This is a genomic window from Rhodococcus sp. BP-261 (assembly GCF_019835205.1).
Taxonomy (GTDB): Bacteria; Actinomycetota; Actinomycetes; order Mycobacteriales; family Mycobacteriaceae; genus Rhodococcoides; species Rhodococcoides kyotonensis_B.
In genome coordinates, this window is sequence record NZ_JABUCO010000001.1 from 121,121 (window position 1) to 135,265 (window position 14,145).

Annotated in this window: 11 protein-coding genes; 2 read left to right on the plus strand and 9 right to left on the minus strand. The window is 66.0% G+C overall.

Translation table 11 applies throughout. The annotated features are described in order from the left end of the window. Positions 1 to 63 precede the first annotated feature (63 nt). The 4 genes from dnaE to lspA all read right to left on the minus strand — a co-directional run bounded on the left by dnaE (position 64) and on the right by lspA (position 5,823). Positions 64 to 3,600, minus strand: coding sequence for a DNA polymerase III subunit alpha (gene dnaE / locus HQ354_RS00555; protein ID WP_068420963.1), 3,537 nt, complete (start codon positions 3,598 to 3,600; stop codon positions 64 to 66). A 134-nt stretch (positions 3,601 to 3,734) separates the two neighbouring features. Further along, positions 3,735 to 4,397 (minus strand): hypothetical protein, encoded by a 663-nt coding sequence (locus tag HQ354_RS00560; protein ID WP_240930843.1) that lies wholly within the window; start codon positions 4,395 to 4,397, stop codon positions 3,735 to 3,737. Beyond that, the gene (locus tag HQ354_RS00565; RefSeq protein ID WP_222633991.1) at positions 4,394 to 5,320 is read right to left on the minus strand and encodes an RluA family pseudouridine synthase; all 927 of its coding nucleotides are present in this window, start codon (positions 5,318 to 5,320) and stop codon (positions 4,394 to 4,396) included. Before HQ354_RS00565 ends, HQ354_RS00560 begins: the two co-directional genes overlap by 4 nt. Next, positions 5,317 to 5,823, minus strand: coding sequence for a signal peptidase II (gene lspA / locus HQ354_RS00570; protein WP_240930854.1), 507 nt, complete (start codon positions 5,821 to 5,823; stop codon positions 5,317 to 5,319). Before lspA ends, HQ354_RS00565 begins: the two co-directional genes overlap by 4 nt. Before the next feature lie 237 nt (positions 5,824 to 6,060). Between lspA and HQ354_RS00575 the strand changes: the two genes are divergently transcribed. Continuing rightward, a complete protein-coding gene (locus HQ354_RS00575; RefSeq protein WP_167675097.1) occupies positions 6,061 to 6,960 on the plus strand; it encodes a hypothetical protein in 900 nt (299 codons plus the stop codon). Then, on the plus strand, positions 6,957 to 7,706 hold the full coding sequence (locus HQ354_RS00580) for a hypothetical protein (RefSeq protein WP_308115296.1): 750 nt from the start codon (positions 6,957 to 6,959) through the stop codon (positions 7,704 to 7,706). Before HQ354_RS00575 ends, HQ354_RS00580 begins: the two co-directional genes overlap by 4 nt. A 72-nt stretch (positions 7,707 to 7,778) precedes the next feature. Here the strand turns inward: HQ354_RS00580 and HQ354_RS00585 are convergent, their stop codons facing one another. The 5 genes from HQ354_RS00585 to HQ354_RS00605 all read right to left on the minus strand — a co-directional run bounded on the left by HQ354_RS00585 (position 7,779) and on the right by HQ354_RS00605 (position 14,140). Then, the gene (locus HQ354_RS00585) at positions 7,779 to 8,291 is read right to left on the minus strand and encodes a hypothetical protein (protein WP_068420701.1); all 513 of its coding nucleotides are present in this window, start codon (positions 8,289 to 8,291) and stop codon (positions 7,779 to 7,781) included. Positions 8,292 to 8,530: 239 nt separating this feature from the next. Then, on the minus strand, positions 8,531 to 9,868 hold the full coding sequence (locus HQ354_RS00590; protein ID WP_068420699.1) for a DNA polymerase IV: 1,338 nt from the start codon (positions 9,866 to 9,868) through the stop codon (positions 8,531 to 8,533). A gap of 34 nt (positions 9,869 to 9,902) precedes the next feature. Next, positions 9,903 to 10,547: a peptide deformylase gene (locus HQ354_RS00595; protein ID WP_068420697.1), complete on the minus strand. Its 645-nt coding sequence runs from the start codon at positions 10,545 to 10,547 to the stop codon at positions 9,903 to 9,905. Continuing rightward, complete coding sequence (ileS, locus tag HQ354_RS00600; RefSeq protein WP_222633993.1) at positions 10,544 to 13,678, minus strand: isoleucine--tRNA ligase; 3,135 nt, start codon at positions 13,676 to 13,678, stop codon at positions 10,544 to 10,546. The genes HQ354_RS00595 and ileS overlap by 4 nt, the downstream gene beginning before the upstream one ends. A gap of 291 nt (positions 13,679 to 13,969) precedes the next feature. Continuing rightward, positions 13,970 to 14,140 carry a hypothetical protein gene (locus HQ354_RS00605; protein WP_165839562.1) on the minus strand — a complete coding sequence of 57 codons (171 nt, stop codon included), beginning with the start codon at positions 14,138 to 14,140 and terminating at the stop codon, positions 13,970 to 13,972. Positions 14,141 to 14,145 lie beyond the last annotated feature (5 nt).

Below are 14,145 nucleotides of genomic sequence, written 5' to 3' on the forward strand. Positions count from 1 at the left end.
ATTCGTCGTCGACACCGGCCACTGTCGTGTACCAGCAACTGTCGTAGACCGGCTACCGGTCCGCTAGCCGGCGAGGCAGCCGGGACCGAGTAGAGCCTTCAGGTCACCCATCAGCGCCGACGTCGGAGTGACGCGCAAACTGTCGTCGAGCTTGAGTGCGGTCACCTTGTCGCCGCTGACCAGACGCAAGTGCACGTCCGACGTCCCCGGGTGACTCATCAACACGCGCTTGAGCGCACCGACCTTGTCGGCCGTGCACAACCGCGTCGGCAACATGACCGCCAACGGCTTCGCGACACCGACGGCCGACAGATCCGGCACGGCAAGGTCGTTCGCGATGATCGAGATCCGATCGTCGCGCACCGACACGCGACCCTTCACCAGAACCACCGAGTCCTCGGTCACGTCGGCGCCGAACACCGAGTACGACTGCGGGAAGAACAACACTTCGATGCCACCGACGAGATCCTCGAGCTGCGCCGACGCCCACGTCAGACCGTTCTTGTTGATGCGGCGGTTGACCGACGCCAGAATGCCGCCGATCGTGACCTGCGTTCCGTCCTTGACGTCACCTTCGAGGATGGCCGGGATGTTGGTGTCCGACTGCGCAGCGAGCATGTGCTCGACGCCCATCAGCGGGTGTCCGGAGACGTACAGGCCGAGCATCTCCCGCTCGAGCGCGAGCCGGTGCTTGGAGTCCCACTCCTCGTCCGGCACACGGACATTGAACACCGAGCTGATCGACTCGTCGGCGTCCTCGCCGCCGAACAGGTCGAACTGACCGATGGCCTCGGCTTTCTTCGTGCCCATCACCGAATCGATGGCGTCGGCGTGGATGAGCATCAAGCCCTTGCGCGGATGGTCGAGCGAATCGAACGCACCGGACTTGATCAGCGACTCGGTGACCTTCTTGCTGCACGCGGTCGCGTCGATCTTGTTCAGGTAGTCGGAGAAGTCGGTGTACTTGCTCTTCTCCTCGCGCGCTCTGATGATCGACGCGACGACGTTGGTGCCGACGTTGCGCACGGCGCCGAGACCGAATCGGATGTCCTTGCCCACGGATGCGAAGTTCAGCTCCGACTCGTTGACATCCGGAGGAAGCACCGTGATGCCGAGCTTGCGGCAGTCGGCGAGGTAGACCGCAGACTTGTCCTTGTCGTCGCTGACGCTGGTGAGCAGACCGGCCATGTACTCACCCGGGTAGTTGGCCTTGAGGTAGCCGGTCCAGTACGAGACGAGTCCGTAGCCTGCGGCGTGCGACTTGTTGAACGCGTACCCGGCGAACGGGAGAATCGTGTCCCACAGCGCCTTGATCGCGGGCTCGGAAAAGTTGTTGGCGAGCATGCCGTCGCGGAATCCGGCATACGCCTCTTCCAGCACCGACAGCTTCTTCTTACCCATCGCTCGACGCAGAATGTCGGCCTGACCGAGCGAGTACCCGGCGACCTTCTGCGCGATCTGCATGATCTGCTCCTGATACACGATCAGGCCGTACGTGTCCTTCAGAATCTCCGCGAGCGGTTCTTCGAGCTCGGGGTGAATCGGCTTGACCTCTTGTCGACCGTTCTTGCGGTCGGCGTAGTCGTTGTGCGCGTTCATGCCCATCGGACCGGGGCGGTACAGCGCGAGCACGGCGACGATGTCCTCGAACCCGGTCGGCTGCATGCGTCGCAGCAGGTCTCGCATCGCGCTGCCGTCGAGCTGAAACACGCCGAGAGTGTCACCGCGAGCGAGCAATTCGTACGTCGCCGGGTCGTCGAGGCCCAGCGTGTCGAGATCGAGGTCGATGCCGCGATTGGACTTGATGTTGTCGATGGCGTCACCGATGACGGTCAGGTTCCGCAGACCCAGGAAGTCCATCTTGAGCAGGCCGATGGCCTCACACGACGGGTAGTCCCAGCCGGTGATGATGGCGCCGTCCTGCGCGCGCTTCCACACCGGAATCGCGTCCGTGAGCGGTTCCGACGACATGATGACCGCGCAGGCGTGCACACCGGCGTTGCGGATCAGACCTTCGAGCCCGCGAGCGGTCTTGTAGATGGTCGCCACATCGGGGTTGGAGTCGATGAGCGCACGGACCTCGGTCGCTTCCTTGTACCGCTCGTGCGCCGGGTCGGTGATGCCGGCGACCGAGATGTCCTTCGCCATGATGGGCGGCGGCAGCGCCTTGGTGATCTGGTCGGCGATCGCGAAACCGGGCTGGCCGAACTGGACGCGCGCGGAGTCCTTGATGGCGGCCTTGGTCTTGATGGTGCCGAACGTGATGACCTGCGCGACGCGGTCGCTACCCCACTTCTCCGTGGCGTAGCGCACCATCTCACCGCGGCGACGGTCGTCGAAGTCGATATCGATATCGGGCATCGACACGCGCTCGGGGTTGAGGAATCGCTCGAACAGCAGGCCGTGCGGCAGCGGGTCGATGTTGGTGATACCCATCGCGTACGCGACGAGCGAGCCTGCAGCCGAACCACGGCCGGGTCCGACGCGGATACCGACGTCGCGAGCATGCGCGATGAGGTCACCGACGACGAGAAAGTACGCTGGGAAGCCCATTTCCAGGATGACGCTGATCTCGTACTTCGCGCGATCGCGATATTCCTGCGGCACCCCGTTCGGGAACCGCCATTCGAGGCCCTTGTCGACCTCCTTGGCGAGCCAGGACCCCTGCGTCTCTCCCTCCGGCACGGGGAAGATCGGCATACGGTCGCGGTGAGCCCAGACGTCGTCGTACGGCTGCACACGCTCGGCGATGAGCAACGTGCTGTCGCACGCACCGGGAACCTCGCCGTCCCACAGCTGACGCATCTCGGCTGCGGACTTGAGGTAGTAGCCGTCGCCGTCGAACTTGAACCGGGTGGGGTCGCTCAGCGTCTTACCGGTCTGGATACACAGCAGCGCTTCGTGGTTCTCGGCCGCGTCCTTGGTGACGTAGTGGCAGTCGTTGGTGGCGAGCGGCCGAATGTCGAGTTTTCTGCCGATCTCCAACAGACCTTCGCGGACACGTCGCTCGATCGACAGACCGTGGTCCATCAGCTCGAGGAAGAAGTTGTCCTTGCCCCAGATCTCCTGCCACTTCGCGGCCGCTTCCAACGCTTCCCGGTCGTGACCGAGGCGCAGACGCGTCTGCACCTCTCCCGACGGGCAGCCCGTCGTCGCGATGATGCCCTCGGCGTGCTGGGCGATGATCTCCTCGTCCATGCGAGCCCACTTGCCGAGCTGACCCTCGATCGAGGCCAGGGACGACAACTTGAACAAGTTACGGACACCCGTCGCGTTCTCGGCGACCATCGTCATGTGGGTGTACGCGCCGCTACCGGAGACGTCGTCCGACTTCTGGTTGCGGTCACCCCACAACACGCGCTTCTTGTTGAAGCGCGACTCGGGAGCGATGTATGCCTCGATGCCGATGATCGGCTTGATGCCTGCCTTCTTGGCCTCGTTGTAGAACTCGCTGGCGCCGTACATGTTGCCGTGGTCGGTCATACCGACGGCCGTCATCTCCAGGCGGTTCGCCTCTGCGAACAGCGGCGCGATCTTCGCCGCCCCGTCGAGCATCGAGTACTCGGTGTGGTTGTGCAGATGAACGAACGAGTCAGCCACGAAGGTTCTCTCCTGAGGGTCGAGCGGCACAGCTGGATGGTCGAGCGGCCGAGGCAGGTCGGCGGAAGTGCCCCCACTCTATTACTCGGCAGCGACAGATCCGTAGTCGTCGGTGTGTCCGAAGCCCCGCGTGTCTAGGGCGCCGGGATCGGACCGTCGTCGGGCAGTGCACCCACGACGTCGATGTAGTCGGGCAGCAGTGCCCGAACCGCGAAATGACCTGCGCGCGCATCGGCAGGCAGTGCCTCGACGGCACGGACGCCCGGCTCGTTCTCGATCGCCGCCAGCGCGGACGGATCCGCGCGCACGACGAGACCGACGACACAGTCGCACCCCGCCGCGAGACGAGTGACCGACGCCGCGTCGATCTGCGCCTGCCGGTCCCATTGTCCGACTCCCGCATGCAGCTCCGTCGCCGCGACGTCGAGCGCAGAACTCACGGACGCGTCCGTACCCGGGACACCGATGGCGAGCACTCGCGTCTGTACTCGCTCGATCGGCACCCGGATCAGCACCTGGGCGATCCGTTCACCCCGCGCTGCCGAGAACGACTGTCCGGGCGAGACGTACGTGTCGAACGACACGAGCGCCCAACGAGGTTCGGAGTCACCCGGTTCGGCCAGTCCGGCGCGCGCGCGGCCGGTGTACTCGGCGACGGTCTCCCCCGAGTCGGGTCCGAGACGGTCAGTGCTCACACCGGCCACGGGCAGGGGCTTCGCGATTCCGACGACGGCGCACAGCCCGACGGCAGCCGCCGCGATCACGACGCCCTCGACGAGGCCACCTACCCGCATCATGCGTTTCGCAGTACCTCGAGGGCGTGTTCGAGGTCGGCGGGGTACTTGCTCTCGATCTCGACCCATCGACCGTCGGATGGATGCGCGAACCCCAGCGACTTGGCGTGCAGCCACTGACGCTCGAGACCGAGCCTCTCGGCCAGCCGCGGATCGGCGCCGTACGTCAGATCGCCGCAGCACGGGTGTCGCAACGCCGAGAAGTGCACGCGAATCTGATGCGTACGACCGGTTTCGAGGTGCACGTCCAACAGACTTGCCGCCTGGAACGCCTCGATGGTGTCGTAGTGCGTCACGCTCGGCTTGCCGTCCGCGCGCACCGCGAACTTCCAGTCGTTGCTGCCGTGACGCCCGATCGGCGCGTCGATCGTTCCGCTGCTCGGATCCGGATGGCCTTGCACGAGAGCGTGATAGCGCTTCTCGATGGTTCGTTGCTTGAATGCCCGCTTCAGAATCGTGTACGCGCGCTCGGACGTCGCGACCACCATCACGCCGGACGTACCGACGTCGAGCCGATGCACGATGCCCTGACGCTCGTGTGCACCGGACGTCGAGATGCGGTAGCCCGCCGCGGCAAGACCGCCGATGACCGTCGGACCGGTCCATCCGACACTCGCGTGCGCCGCGACGCCGACCGGCTTGTCGACCGCGACGATGTCTTCGTCGGCATACAGGATGTCCATCCCGGGAACGGGTTCGGCCTCGATCGTCAGCTCCCGAGCAGGCTCGGGAAGCTCCACCTCGAGCCACGTACCCGCAGAAAGCCGGTCGGACTTGCCCACCGCCGTGCCGTCGACGGCGACCGACCCTTCCTCGGCGAGCGTCGCGACGACGTTTCGGGACAACCCGAGCAGCCGTGACACGCCCGCGTCGACGCGCATTCCGTCGAGGCCGTCGGGAACCGGCATCGACCGTGATTCCCTCATTCGTCGGCCGCCGAGGTCGACGCTGCCGCAGACTTCTTCGAGTGCGCCCGAGTGCCGTTCGGCTCGAATCCGAACAGGCTCAACACGACGAGCAGAATCGCGCCACACACGATCGACGAGTCGGCGACGTTGAACACCGGCCACCAGCCCACCGACACGAAGTCGACGACGTGTCCCTGCAGTGGCCCCGGCGCGCGGAAGAACCTGTCGATCAGATTGCCCAGCGCGCCGCCGAGGACCAGTCCGAGGCCGAGAGCCCACAGCGGTGACCGCAGCGTCCGCCCGATTCTGATCACGCCGATGACGACACACACCGCGACGATCGTCAACAACCACGTCATACCGGTGGCCATCGAGAACGCCGCACCGGGGTTGCGGACGAGACGGAGAGTCACGACGTCGCCGATGATCTCGACGGGGTTGCCGGGCTCGATCCATCGAACGACCGCGATCTTGGTGACGAGGTCCAACGCGAGGATCACCGCGGCGATCAGGACGAGCATCCGGGTGCGCAACGGCTTGGTCGACGCCACCTCGGCTTCCGCGCCGGGGTTCTCGTCGGGCTGTTCTGGGGGTTTGGGGTCGGCTGGACGGTCGTCACTCACCCCTCCATCATGAAGCATCACATGTGCATGCCGAACATCCGACCTATCGGGGAAGGGGATTCGACCGACGCGTGGCCGCGCCCGGGCCCCGCACATCCGTAGCCTGGTCCCGTGATCTCGACTTCCGAAACTCCGATGCGGCGCCTGCGCGCCCTCGCGGCGCTGGTCGCCGCCGCAGCCGTGATGACCGCGTGCAGCTCGTCCGACGACAGTGCATCCGCCGACACCGAGGCCACGTCGACGCCGACGAGCGTGTCGCTTCCGGTCACCCCGGTGACGACGACGTTGGTCGACCCGGGCGCCGAGCCGCGCTCGCCGCTGACCCCCGCGTACGACGGCGAGCAATCGGTACAGCTCGTCACCAGCTCCACGGTGACGCAGCAGATCGACGACCAGGCCGTCCAGGACTTCTCGACTCCGGAGTTGACGCTTCCCCTGACCGCGTCGCCGGACGGCGACCAGGTCGCGCTGTCCATCGGAAAGGCGACGTCGGCGGACCAGCGCCTGACGGACGCTCTTGCGGCGTCGGAAGGTTCGGCTGCCGGGTTGACGGTCACCGACACCGGTGCCGTCACCGCGCTGAGCATCACACCCTCCGAACAGGCACAGGACTCGGCCAGAGCCGCGATCGAACAGGCACTCAATCAGGCGGTCTACCGCTCGGTGTCGTTCCCCGAGGGCGATGTCGGCGTCGGCGCGGTATGGACCACCTCACAACAGGTCATCAGTGGTGTGACGCTGAACCAGGTCACCCGGGCCACGTTGCGCGCCCGCGACGGCGACCGTCTCACCATCGATCTGCAGATCGACCAGACCCCCGCGTCGACGACGCTCGACCTCCCCGACGAAGCCGGCAGTCTGAACATCGATTCCTACGTCATGTCCGGGTCGGGAACGGTCGAACTCGACCTGACGAAGCCACTTCCGGTGAGCGGCGACGTGTCCGTCGGGGGTATGCAGCAGTACAGCGACCCCGAGGGGACGACCGTGCTGGGACAGAACATCACCGACTCGCTGCGATGGACGACGTCGTGACCGGTCGCCTGCGCCTCGCCGTGGTACTGGGGACGTGCGCGGTGGTGTCCGCGGCCTGCGGCGCGAACTCGGACGACACCGCGCCCAGCACTACCGCGCCTGCACCGGCGGCAGTGTCCGCACCGGACCCGCTGGCCGGTCCGCCGATCACCGACTCTTCGGTGCTGCAGTCGGCGATGATCCCGCTGGAGTCGCTGCCGCCCGGCTACACCGTCATCCCCGACCCGGTACGGGACCTCGGACTCGATCCGGCGCCCGAGTACGACGCACCGGACCAGTCGGGCACCGACCCGCAGCGCTGCGCCGATGTCCTGGCGCCGATCTCGCAGCAGTTCGCCGACGCGGCCGCGTCGGCCGAGGTGCGCTACTCGGGTCCCGACTTCTCGTCGATCGACGAGGACGCCGCCAGCTACGTCGATCGGGGCGCTGCCGACGCGTTTGCCGCCGTCCAGGCGACCTTCGCCGAATGCGCCACGTTCACCGGAACGGACGCCGACGGAATCGACGTCGCGTACACCCTCTCGGGCCGCGACGGCGACGTCACGGCAGGTGACGCGTCGGTGGCGGCCCGGCTGCAGATCGAGAGCGGCGGCTTCACGCTCGTGTCGGACGTCGTCGTCGCCGTCGTGGATTCGACTGTCGTTCAGGTGGTCGCGACCGACGAGGACGGCGTCGACGACGCCACGTTGTCCGCGCTCGCGCAGGCCGCGGTGGACGGAATCCGCGGCGTCGCCCGCGGGGTGTAGAAACACCGATGCCGGTGTTCGGTTCGTGAAGAACCGAACACCGGCATCGAATGAAGCCGTGAAACTAACGCATCATGCGCAGGCAGGCGACGTCAGCTGCGCGAGCTGGACGAAGCTGCAGGCGTTCTCCTTCGACAGCTTCCAGACGCCGTCCTCTGCGACGAAGGTGAAGTTGCCGGGGTTGGCCTGTCCGCCGATGGTCAGGGTGGCACCCGCGTTGAGCGTGCCGTCTCCGAGGTCGTCGACACTCGTGATGACGATTTCCGCGCCGTTCTGGACAGCCGCGGCGGCAACCTGGTTGATCAGTTCGGGATCGGCCTCGGCGCCCTGAATGAGCTGAGCCTTCTCCTCGACCGGCACGGCCGGGTCGAGTCCACGAGCAAGCTCCTGGTTGAGCTCCTCGGCGGTGGGAACAGGTGGGTAGTCGCTCTGAGCCTCGGTCGTAGCGGTGGTCGACGCAACCGACGCGGACGTCGTGGCGTCGTTTCCTCCCTCGTCGTCACCGGAACTGCATGCGGTCATCGTCAGCGTGGCGGCGATCGCGACGCCGGCAACCAGTGCCCGTCGGGTGTTACGAAGCTTCAATTGCTCTGTCCCTTCAGTTCTTCTGCGTGTCTTTTCACGTAGCCGGCGCCACTTCGTCGGCGCCGGCGGGTCATCGGGTCGTTCGTTTCAGGCGGCTCCACTATGCCAGGACACGAGCCACCCGGCCAGGAATTGCCTACTCACCGGTAAGGTCGTTCCTGCAGGCTCCACTCCCGTCCCACCGGCAAGGTCGTTCCTGCAGGCTCCACTCCCGTTCCTCAGCTTCTGCGGCCCGAGCCTCATTCCAGACTTCCGAGCGCGTCCGCTACCTCGAGCATCGTGTCTCCCTCGGCGAAGGTACGAGCACGACCGGGTCCTGAAGATCGCGTCTCGAAACGAACCGTCACCACGGAGTGGCCAGCCCCCTGGACCCACCCGTGTCCGTATTCAGGATGCCTTACGTCCATGCCCGGGTGCCACTTCGGACCGTGCTCTCTTACCGATGCCACAATTTCCGCCGCCGTCGTTTGTTCGCGAGGTGAATCCTCGGAATCGTGCTCCAACTCCGGAAACAACGAACCCTGTTGCACAGCGGACAGTCCGGCCAGACCGACACCGACGAGGCGGATGGGACCCAGCTCGACGGGATCGAGCACCTGCCGCTGGGCGGCCGCCACGATGGTCTGCTTGTCGACGGTCGCGTAGGGCAGTGTCACCGAACGGGTGACGATACTCATATCCGACTTGCGCAGTTTCAGCACGATCGTGCGCGCCCCCCGGCCGTCCTTCAGCAACCGTCGATGCGCGGCGTCCGCGCTCTTGTCCACCGCGGCGCGTAGCTGAGCCAGCGTCACCAGGTCGTGCGCGAACGTCGTCTCGGCACTCACCTGCTTCGCCTCGGCACGTTCCGCGACGGCTCGATCGTCGATTCCTCGTGCAAGCTTGTGCAGGCTGGGACCGACGGTGCCGCCCAGAATCGAGGCCACCTCGGATTCGGGTGTGGCGACGAACTTCCCGATCGTGTCGATACCGAGCCGCCGCAGCTTCTCGTCGGCGACAGGACCTATCCCCCACAGCTTGCGAACCGGCAGCGCGGCCATCAGAGCCGTCTGCTCGCCGGGTGACACCACCGTGACGCCGTCGGGTTTCGCCAGCCCCGACGCGATCTTCGCGATCTGCTTTCCCGACCCGGCTCCCAGGCTGCAGATCAATCCAGTTTCCTCGCGGACGAGTGCTCGCAACGACTCGCAGAACTCCTCGACCTCGGCGGCCGTCGCACCGGCGAGTTCGGCCGGTTCACCGAATGCCTCGTCGAGCGACAGTTGCTCGAGCACCGGCATGCGCGTGCGAAGACTCTCGAACACGCGGCGGCTCAACACCTGGTAGAGCGCACCGCGAGGCGGCAGCACGACGGCACCTGCGCCGACGAGTCGTCGCGCCTGGTGCATCGGCATCGCGGACCTCGCGCCGAACACGCGGGCCTCGTAGCTGCATCCTGCGACGACGCCACGCCCACCCGCGCCGCCGACCAGCACAGGCCGTCCACGCAGCGTCGGACGGGTCAGCTGCTCGACGGACGCGAAGAACGCATCCATGTCGAGATGCAGAACCCACCGTCGACTGCGTGAGTCGGTCATGGCCGAAACGTACTCCCGGACTTCCGACAGGTGATCATTCGTCGAGCGCGAAGCCCAACGCGGCGGCGGCCCGATGCGGCGACGCGTCCGCCCATCGGTCGACGTACACGTCGGTGGCGGCGATCGACCGCGTGACGGCCTTGTCCAGGTAGACGACGCCGTCGAGGTGGTCGGTCTCGTGCGCGACGATGCGCGCCGGCCAGCCGTGCAGCGTCTCGACCACCTCCCGCCCGTCGTGGTCGGTGCATTCGAGGCGAACGTCGGCTGCCCGCGACACGACCGCCTGATATCCCGGAACGCTCAGACACCCCTCGTAGAAAGAACGGCGCGCAGGCCCGATCTCGGCGTACGTCGGGTTCACCACCACGCGAAACGGCACCGGCGTCCGTTCGCGCACCGCGGCAACCTCGGGTGCGACGTCGTACTCGTCCTCGATCACGGCGATGCGTAACGGCACGCCGATCTGCGGAGCAGCCAGTCCCACGCCCGGTGCATCGCGCATCGTCTCGCGCATCACATCGATCACACGCCCCAGGGTGCGCGCTTCCAACTGACCGGTGTACGCCGACGCCGGAACCCGGAGGACCGGATCACCGACGGCGACGATCGGCACGACACCGTCACGCGCGGAGGACAACACCCGACGGACGATGCCCTCCACCGACTCCTCGATCGTCACTGCGCTCGTGTGATCCGAACACGCACACTCTCACCCAGGTCGACGCCGTCGGCACCCGGATCGCCGTCGACGATCGACAGCGCGAGGACCTCACCGGCGATCAGATCGCGGTGCGTGTCGAACCACTGCTGCCGGTCGGCCGGAATCGACGCGACGATCTCGATTCGATCCGACACGTCGAGACCGAGGCTGCGACGCGCATCCTGCAGTTCACGGATGCGGTCCTTGGCCCAGCCTTCGGCTTCGAGCTCGGCCGTCACCTGCGAGTCGAGCACCACGAGACCGGCGTTGCCCGGCAGCGCGGCCGTCGAATCCGGTTCGGCGGCAACCAGTTTGCGGGTGTACTCGGTCGGCAGCAGCTCGATTCCGGCGGCACTGACGGTGCCGCTCTCGTCCTCGGACCACTCCCCCGCCTTGACCGCCTTGATGACCTTCTGCACGTCCTTGCCGATGCGCGGGCCTGCGGCGCGCGCGTTCACGACGAGCTCGAACTTGCCGTGCACCGCGACGTCGTCGGTGAGATCGACCTTCTTGACGTTCACCTCGTCCGCGATGATGTCGGCGTAGGGACGCAGACGCTCGGCGTCCTCGGCGGCAACCGTGACCTCGGGCAACGGCAGCCGCACCCGCAGGTTCTGCGCCTTGCGCAGACCGAGCACGGTAGAGCAGACCGACCGCACCTCGTCCATCGAGCTCACCAGCTCGGGGTCCGACGGCAGATCCAGCTGCGCCGGCCAGTCCGCGAGGTGCACCGATCGACCACCCGTGAGACCGCGCCACACCACTTCGCTGATCAGCGGAAGCAGCGGCGCCGCAAGGCGTGTGAGCACCTCGAGCACCGTGTGCAACGTGTCGATCGCGTCGGAGTCCTCGCTCCAGAACCTCGAACGCGACCGTCGCACATACCAATTGGTGAGTGCGTCGCAGAACGTACGCAGTTCGTCGCACGCACCGGCGATGTCGTCGACCTCGAGAGCATCGGTGATGGCGTCCCGTGTCGCCGACAGTTTCGCGAGCACGTACCGGTCCAGGACGTGCGGCGAATCGGTACGCCACGTGCCCGGCTTGCCCGCATACAACTGCAGGAAGCTCCACGCGTTCCAGATCGGCAGCAACGCCTGGCGCACACCCTCACGGATGCCCTGCTCGGTGACGATCAGGTTGCCGCCGCGCAGGATCGGCGACGACATCAGGAACCAGCGCATCGCATCGCTGCCGTCCCGGTCGAACACCTCCTTCACGTCGGGGTAGTTGCCCTTGGACTTGCTCATCTTCAGTCCGTCGTCGCCCAGCACGATGCCGTGTGCCGCAACGGTCTTGAACGCGGGACGATCGAACAATGCCGTCGCCAGCACGTGCAGCGTGTAGAACCAGCCGCGCGTCTGACCGTTGTACTCGACGATGAAGTCGCCGGGGTTGTGCGTGTGGAACCAGTCTTCGTTCTCGAACGGAAAGTGCACCTGTGCGTACGGCATCGACCCGGATTCGAACCAGCAGTCCAGTACCTCGGGAACACGACGCATCGTCGACTTGCCCGTCGGATCGTCCGGGTTCGGACGCGTCAGGTCGTCGATGTACGGACGGTGCAGATCGTCCGGCCGCACGCCGAAGTCTCGCTCCAGATCGTCGAGACTGCCGTAGACGTCGATGCGCGGGTACTCGGGATCGTCCGACGTCCACACCGGAATCGGGCTGCCCCAGTAGCGGTTTCGGCTGATGTTCCAGTCTCGGGCACCTTCGAGCCACTTGCCGAACTGGCCGTCGCGGATGTGCTCGGGAACCCAGGTGATCTGCTGGTTCAGCTCGACCATGCGGTCGCGGAACTTCGTCACCGCGACGAACCACGACGGGACCGCCATGTAGATGAGCGGCTGACCCGACCGCCACGAGTGCGGGTAGGAGTGCTCGATGGTCTCGTGCCGCAGCAGCCGTCCCGACGCCTTGAGGTCCTTGATGATGACCGGGTTGGCGTCGAACACCATCAGGCCCTCGTACGGCGGTACGAGCGAGGTGAACTTGCCACCCGGGTCGAGCGGTTGCACGACCTCGATGCCGTTGGCTGTCGCGACATCCATGTCCTCTTCACCGAAAGCCGGTGCGAGGTGGACGATTCCGGTACCGGAATCGGTGGTGACGTACTCCGCGTCGAGGACCCGATGGGAATTCAGGTGCCCGAGGAAGAAGTCGAACGGCGGCGCGTACGTCAGTCCGACGAGATCGGCTCCGACGTGCTCGGACAGCACCTCCGGCTCGTCGCCGAGTTCACGCGCATAGTGTGCGACGCGTTCCGCCGCGAGCACGTAGCGTTCGCCGTCGCTTCCGCGGACCTGCACGTAGCGCACCTCGGGATGAACCGCGATCGCGAGGTTGGACGGCAACGTCCACGGCGTCGTCGTCCAGATGAGCGCGTTCGCGCCGTCCAGCACCGAGTCCGGCGCGGACAGTGGCATCGTGACGGTGACGGCCGGATCCTGACGCATCTTGTAGGCGTCGTCGAGGCGAGTTTCCTGGTTGGACAACGGCGTCTGCTCGTACCAGCTGTACGGGAGCACGCGGTAGCCCTGATAGATCAGGCCCTTGTCGTACAGGGTCTTGAACGCCCACATGACGGACTCCATGAAGTCCGTGTCCAGGGTCTTGTAATCGTTGTCGAAGTCGACCCACCGCGCCTGCCGGGTGACGTAGTCACGCCACTCGTCGGTGTACCGCAGCACCGACTGCTTGCAGTAGTCGTTGAACTTGGCGAGACCCATCTCGTCGATCTCGGACTTGTCCTTGATGCCGAGCTGCTTCTCTGCTTCCAGCTCGGCAGGCAGTCCGTGGCAGTCCCAACCGAATCGACGCTCGACCTTCTTGCCTCGCATCGTCTGGAAGCGCGGTACGAGGTCCTTGACGTAACCCGTCAGCAGGTGCCCGTAGTGAGGAAGGCCGTTGGCAAAGGGAGGGCCGTCGTAGAAGACGAACTCCTCGGCGTCCGCGCGGTTCTCGACGCTCGCTCGGAACGTCCCGTCGGCGGCCCACGCCTCGAGAACCTTCTGCTCGAGTTCGGGGAACGAGACGCTACCGGCCTTGCTGCCGGCGTAGTCGACGAGCGGATACGACTCGCGCGACGAGGACTCGACGTCGGTCATGGTGGTCACTCCTCCGTGCCAACCGCTCGCGTGGAGCGGAACAAAGATTCGGCACGGGGACGACGTCGGCGTGTGGACGCCGATACCGCGGTACCACCCCGTTTGCACGAAGATCGTCAGACGATTCTCCGAGCCACTTTCCGTAACGGCTGTGACGGGCCGACCCGTTCGGTTCTACTGAGCGAGACGCGTGGTCCCGCCGTTCTTCCGAAGGCTCCCCGGTGATAGCCGGATCGACGCCTGACAACGATTGTAACGACGGATGCAAACCGGATCCCCGTCGGTGTTGCACTACCGATCGGGCGGGGTCTTCCTCCCGATCAACGCACCGGCGAGGAGCAGAACCGCACCGAGGACACACACCACGATGCAACCCCACGCCCACAGGACCGAGCCGGTCATCAACGCGATGACCAGCAACGCGAATCCGACCGCGGCCGCACACAGCGTCAGTACCAGCACGACCC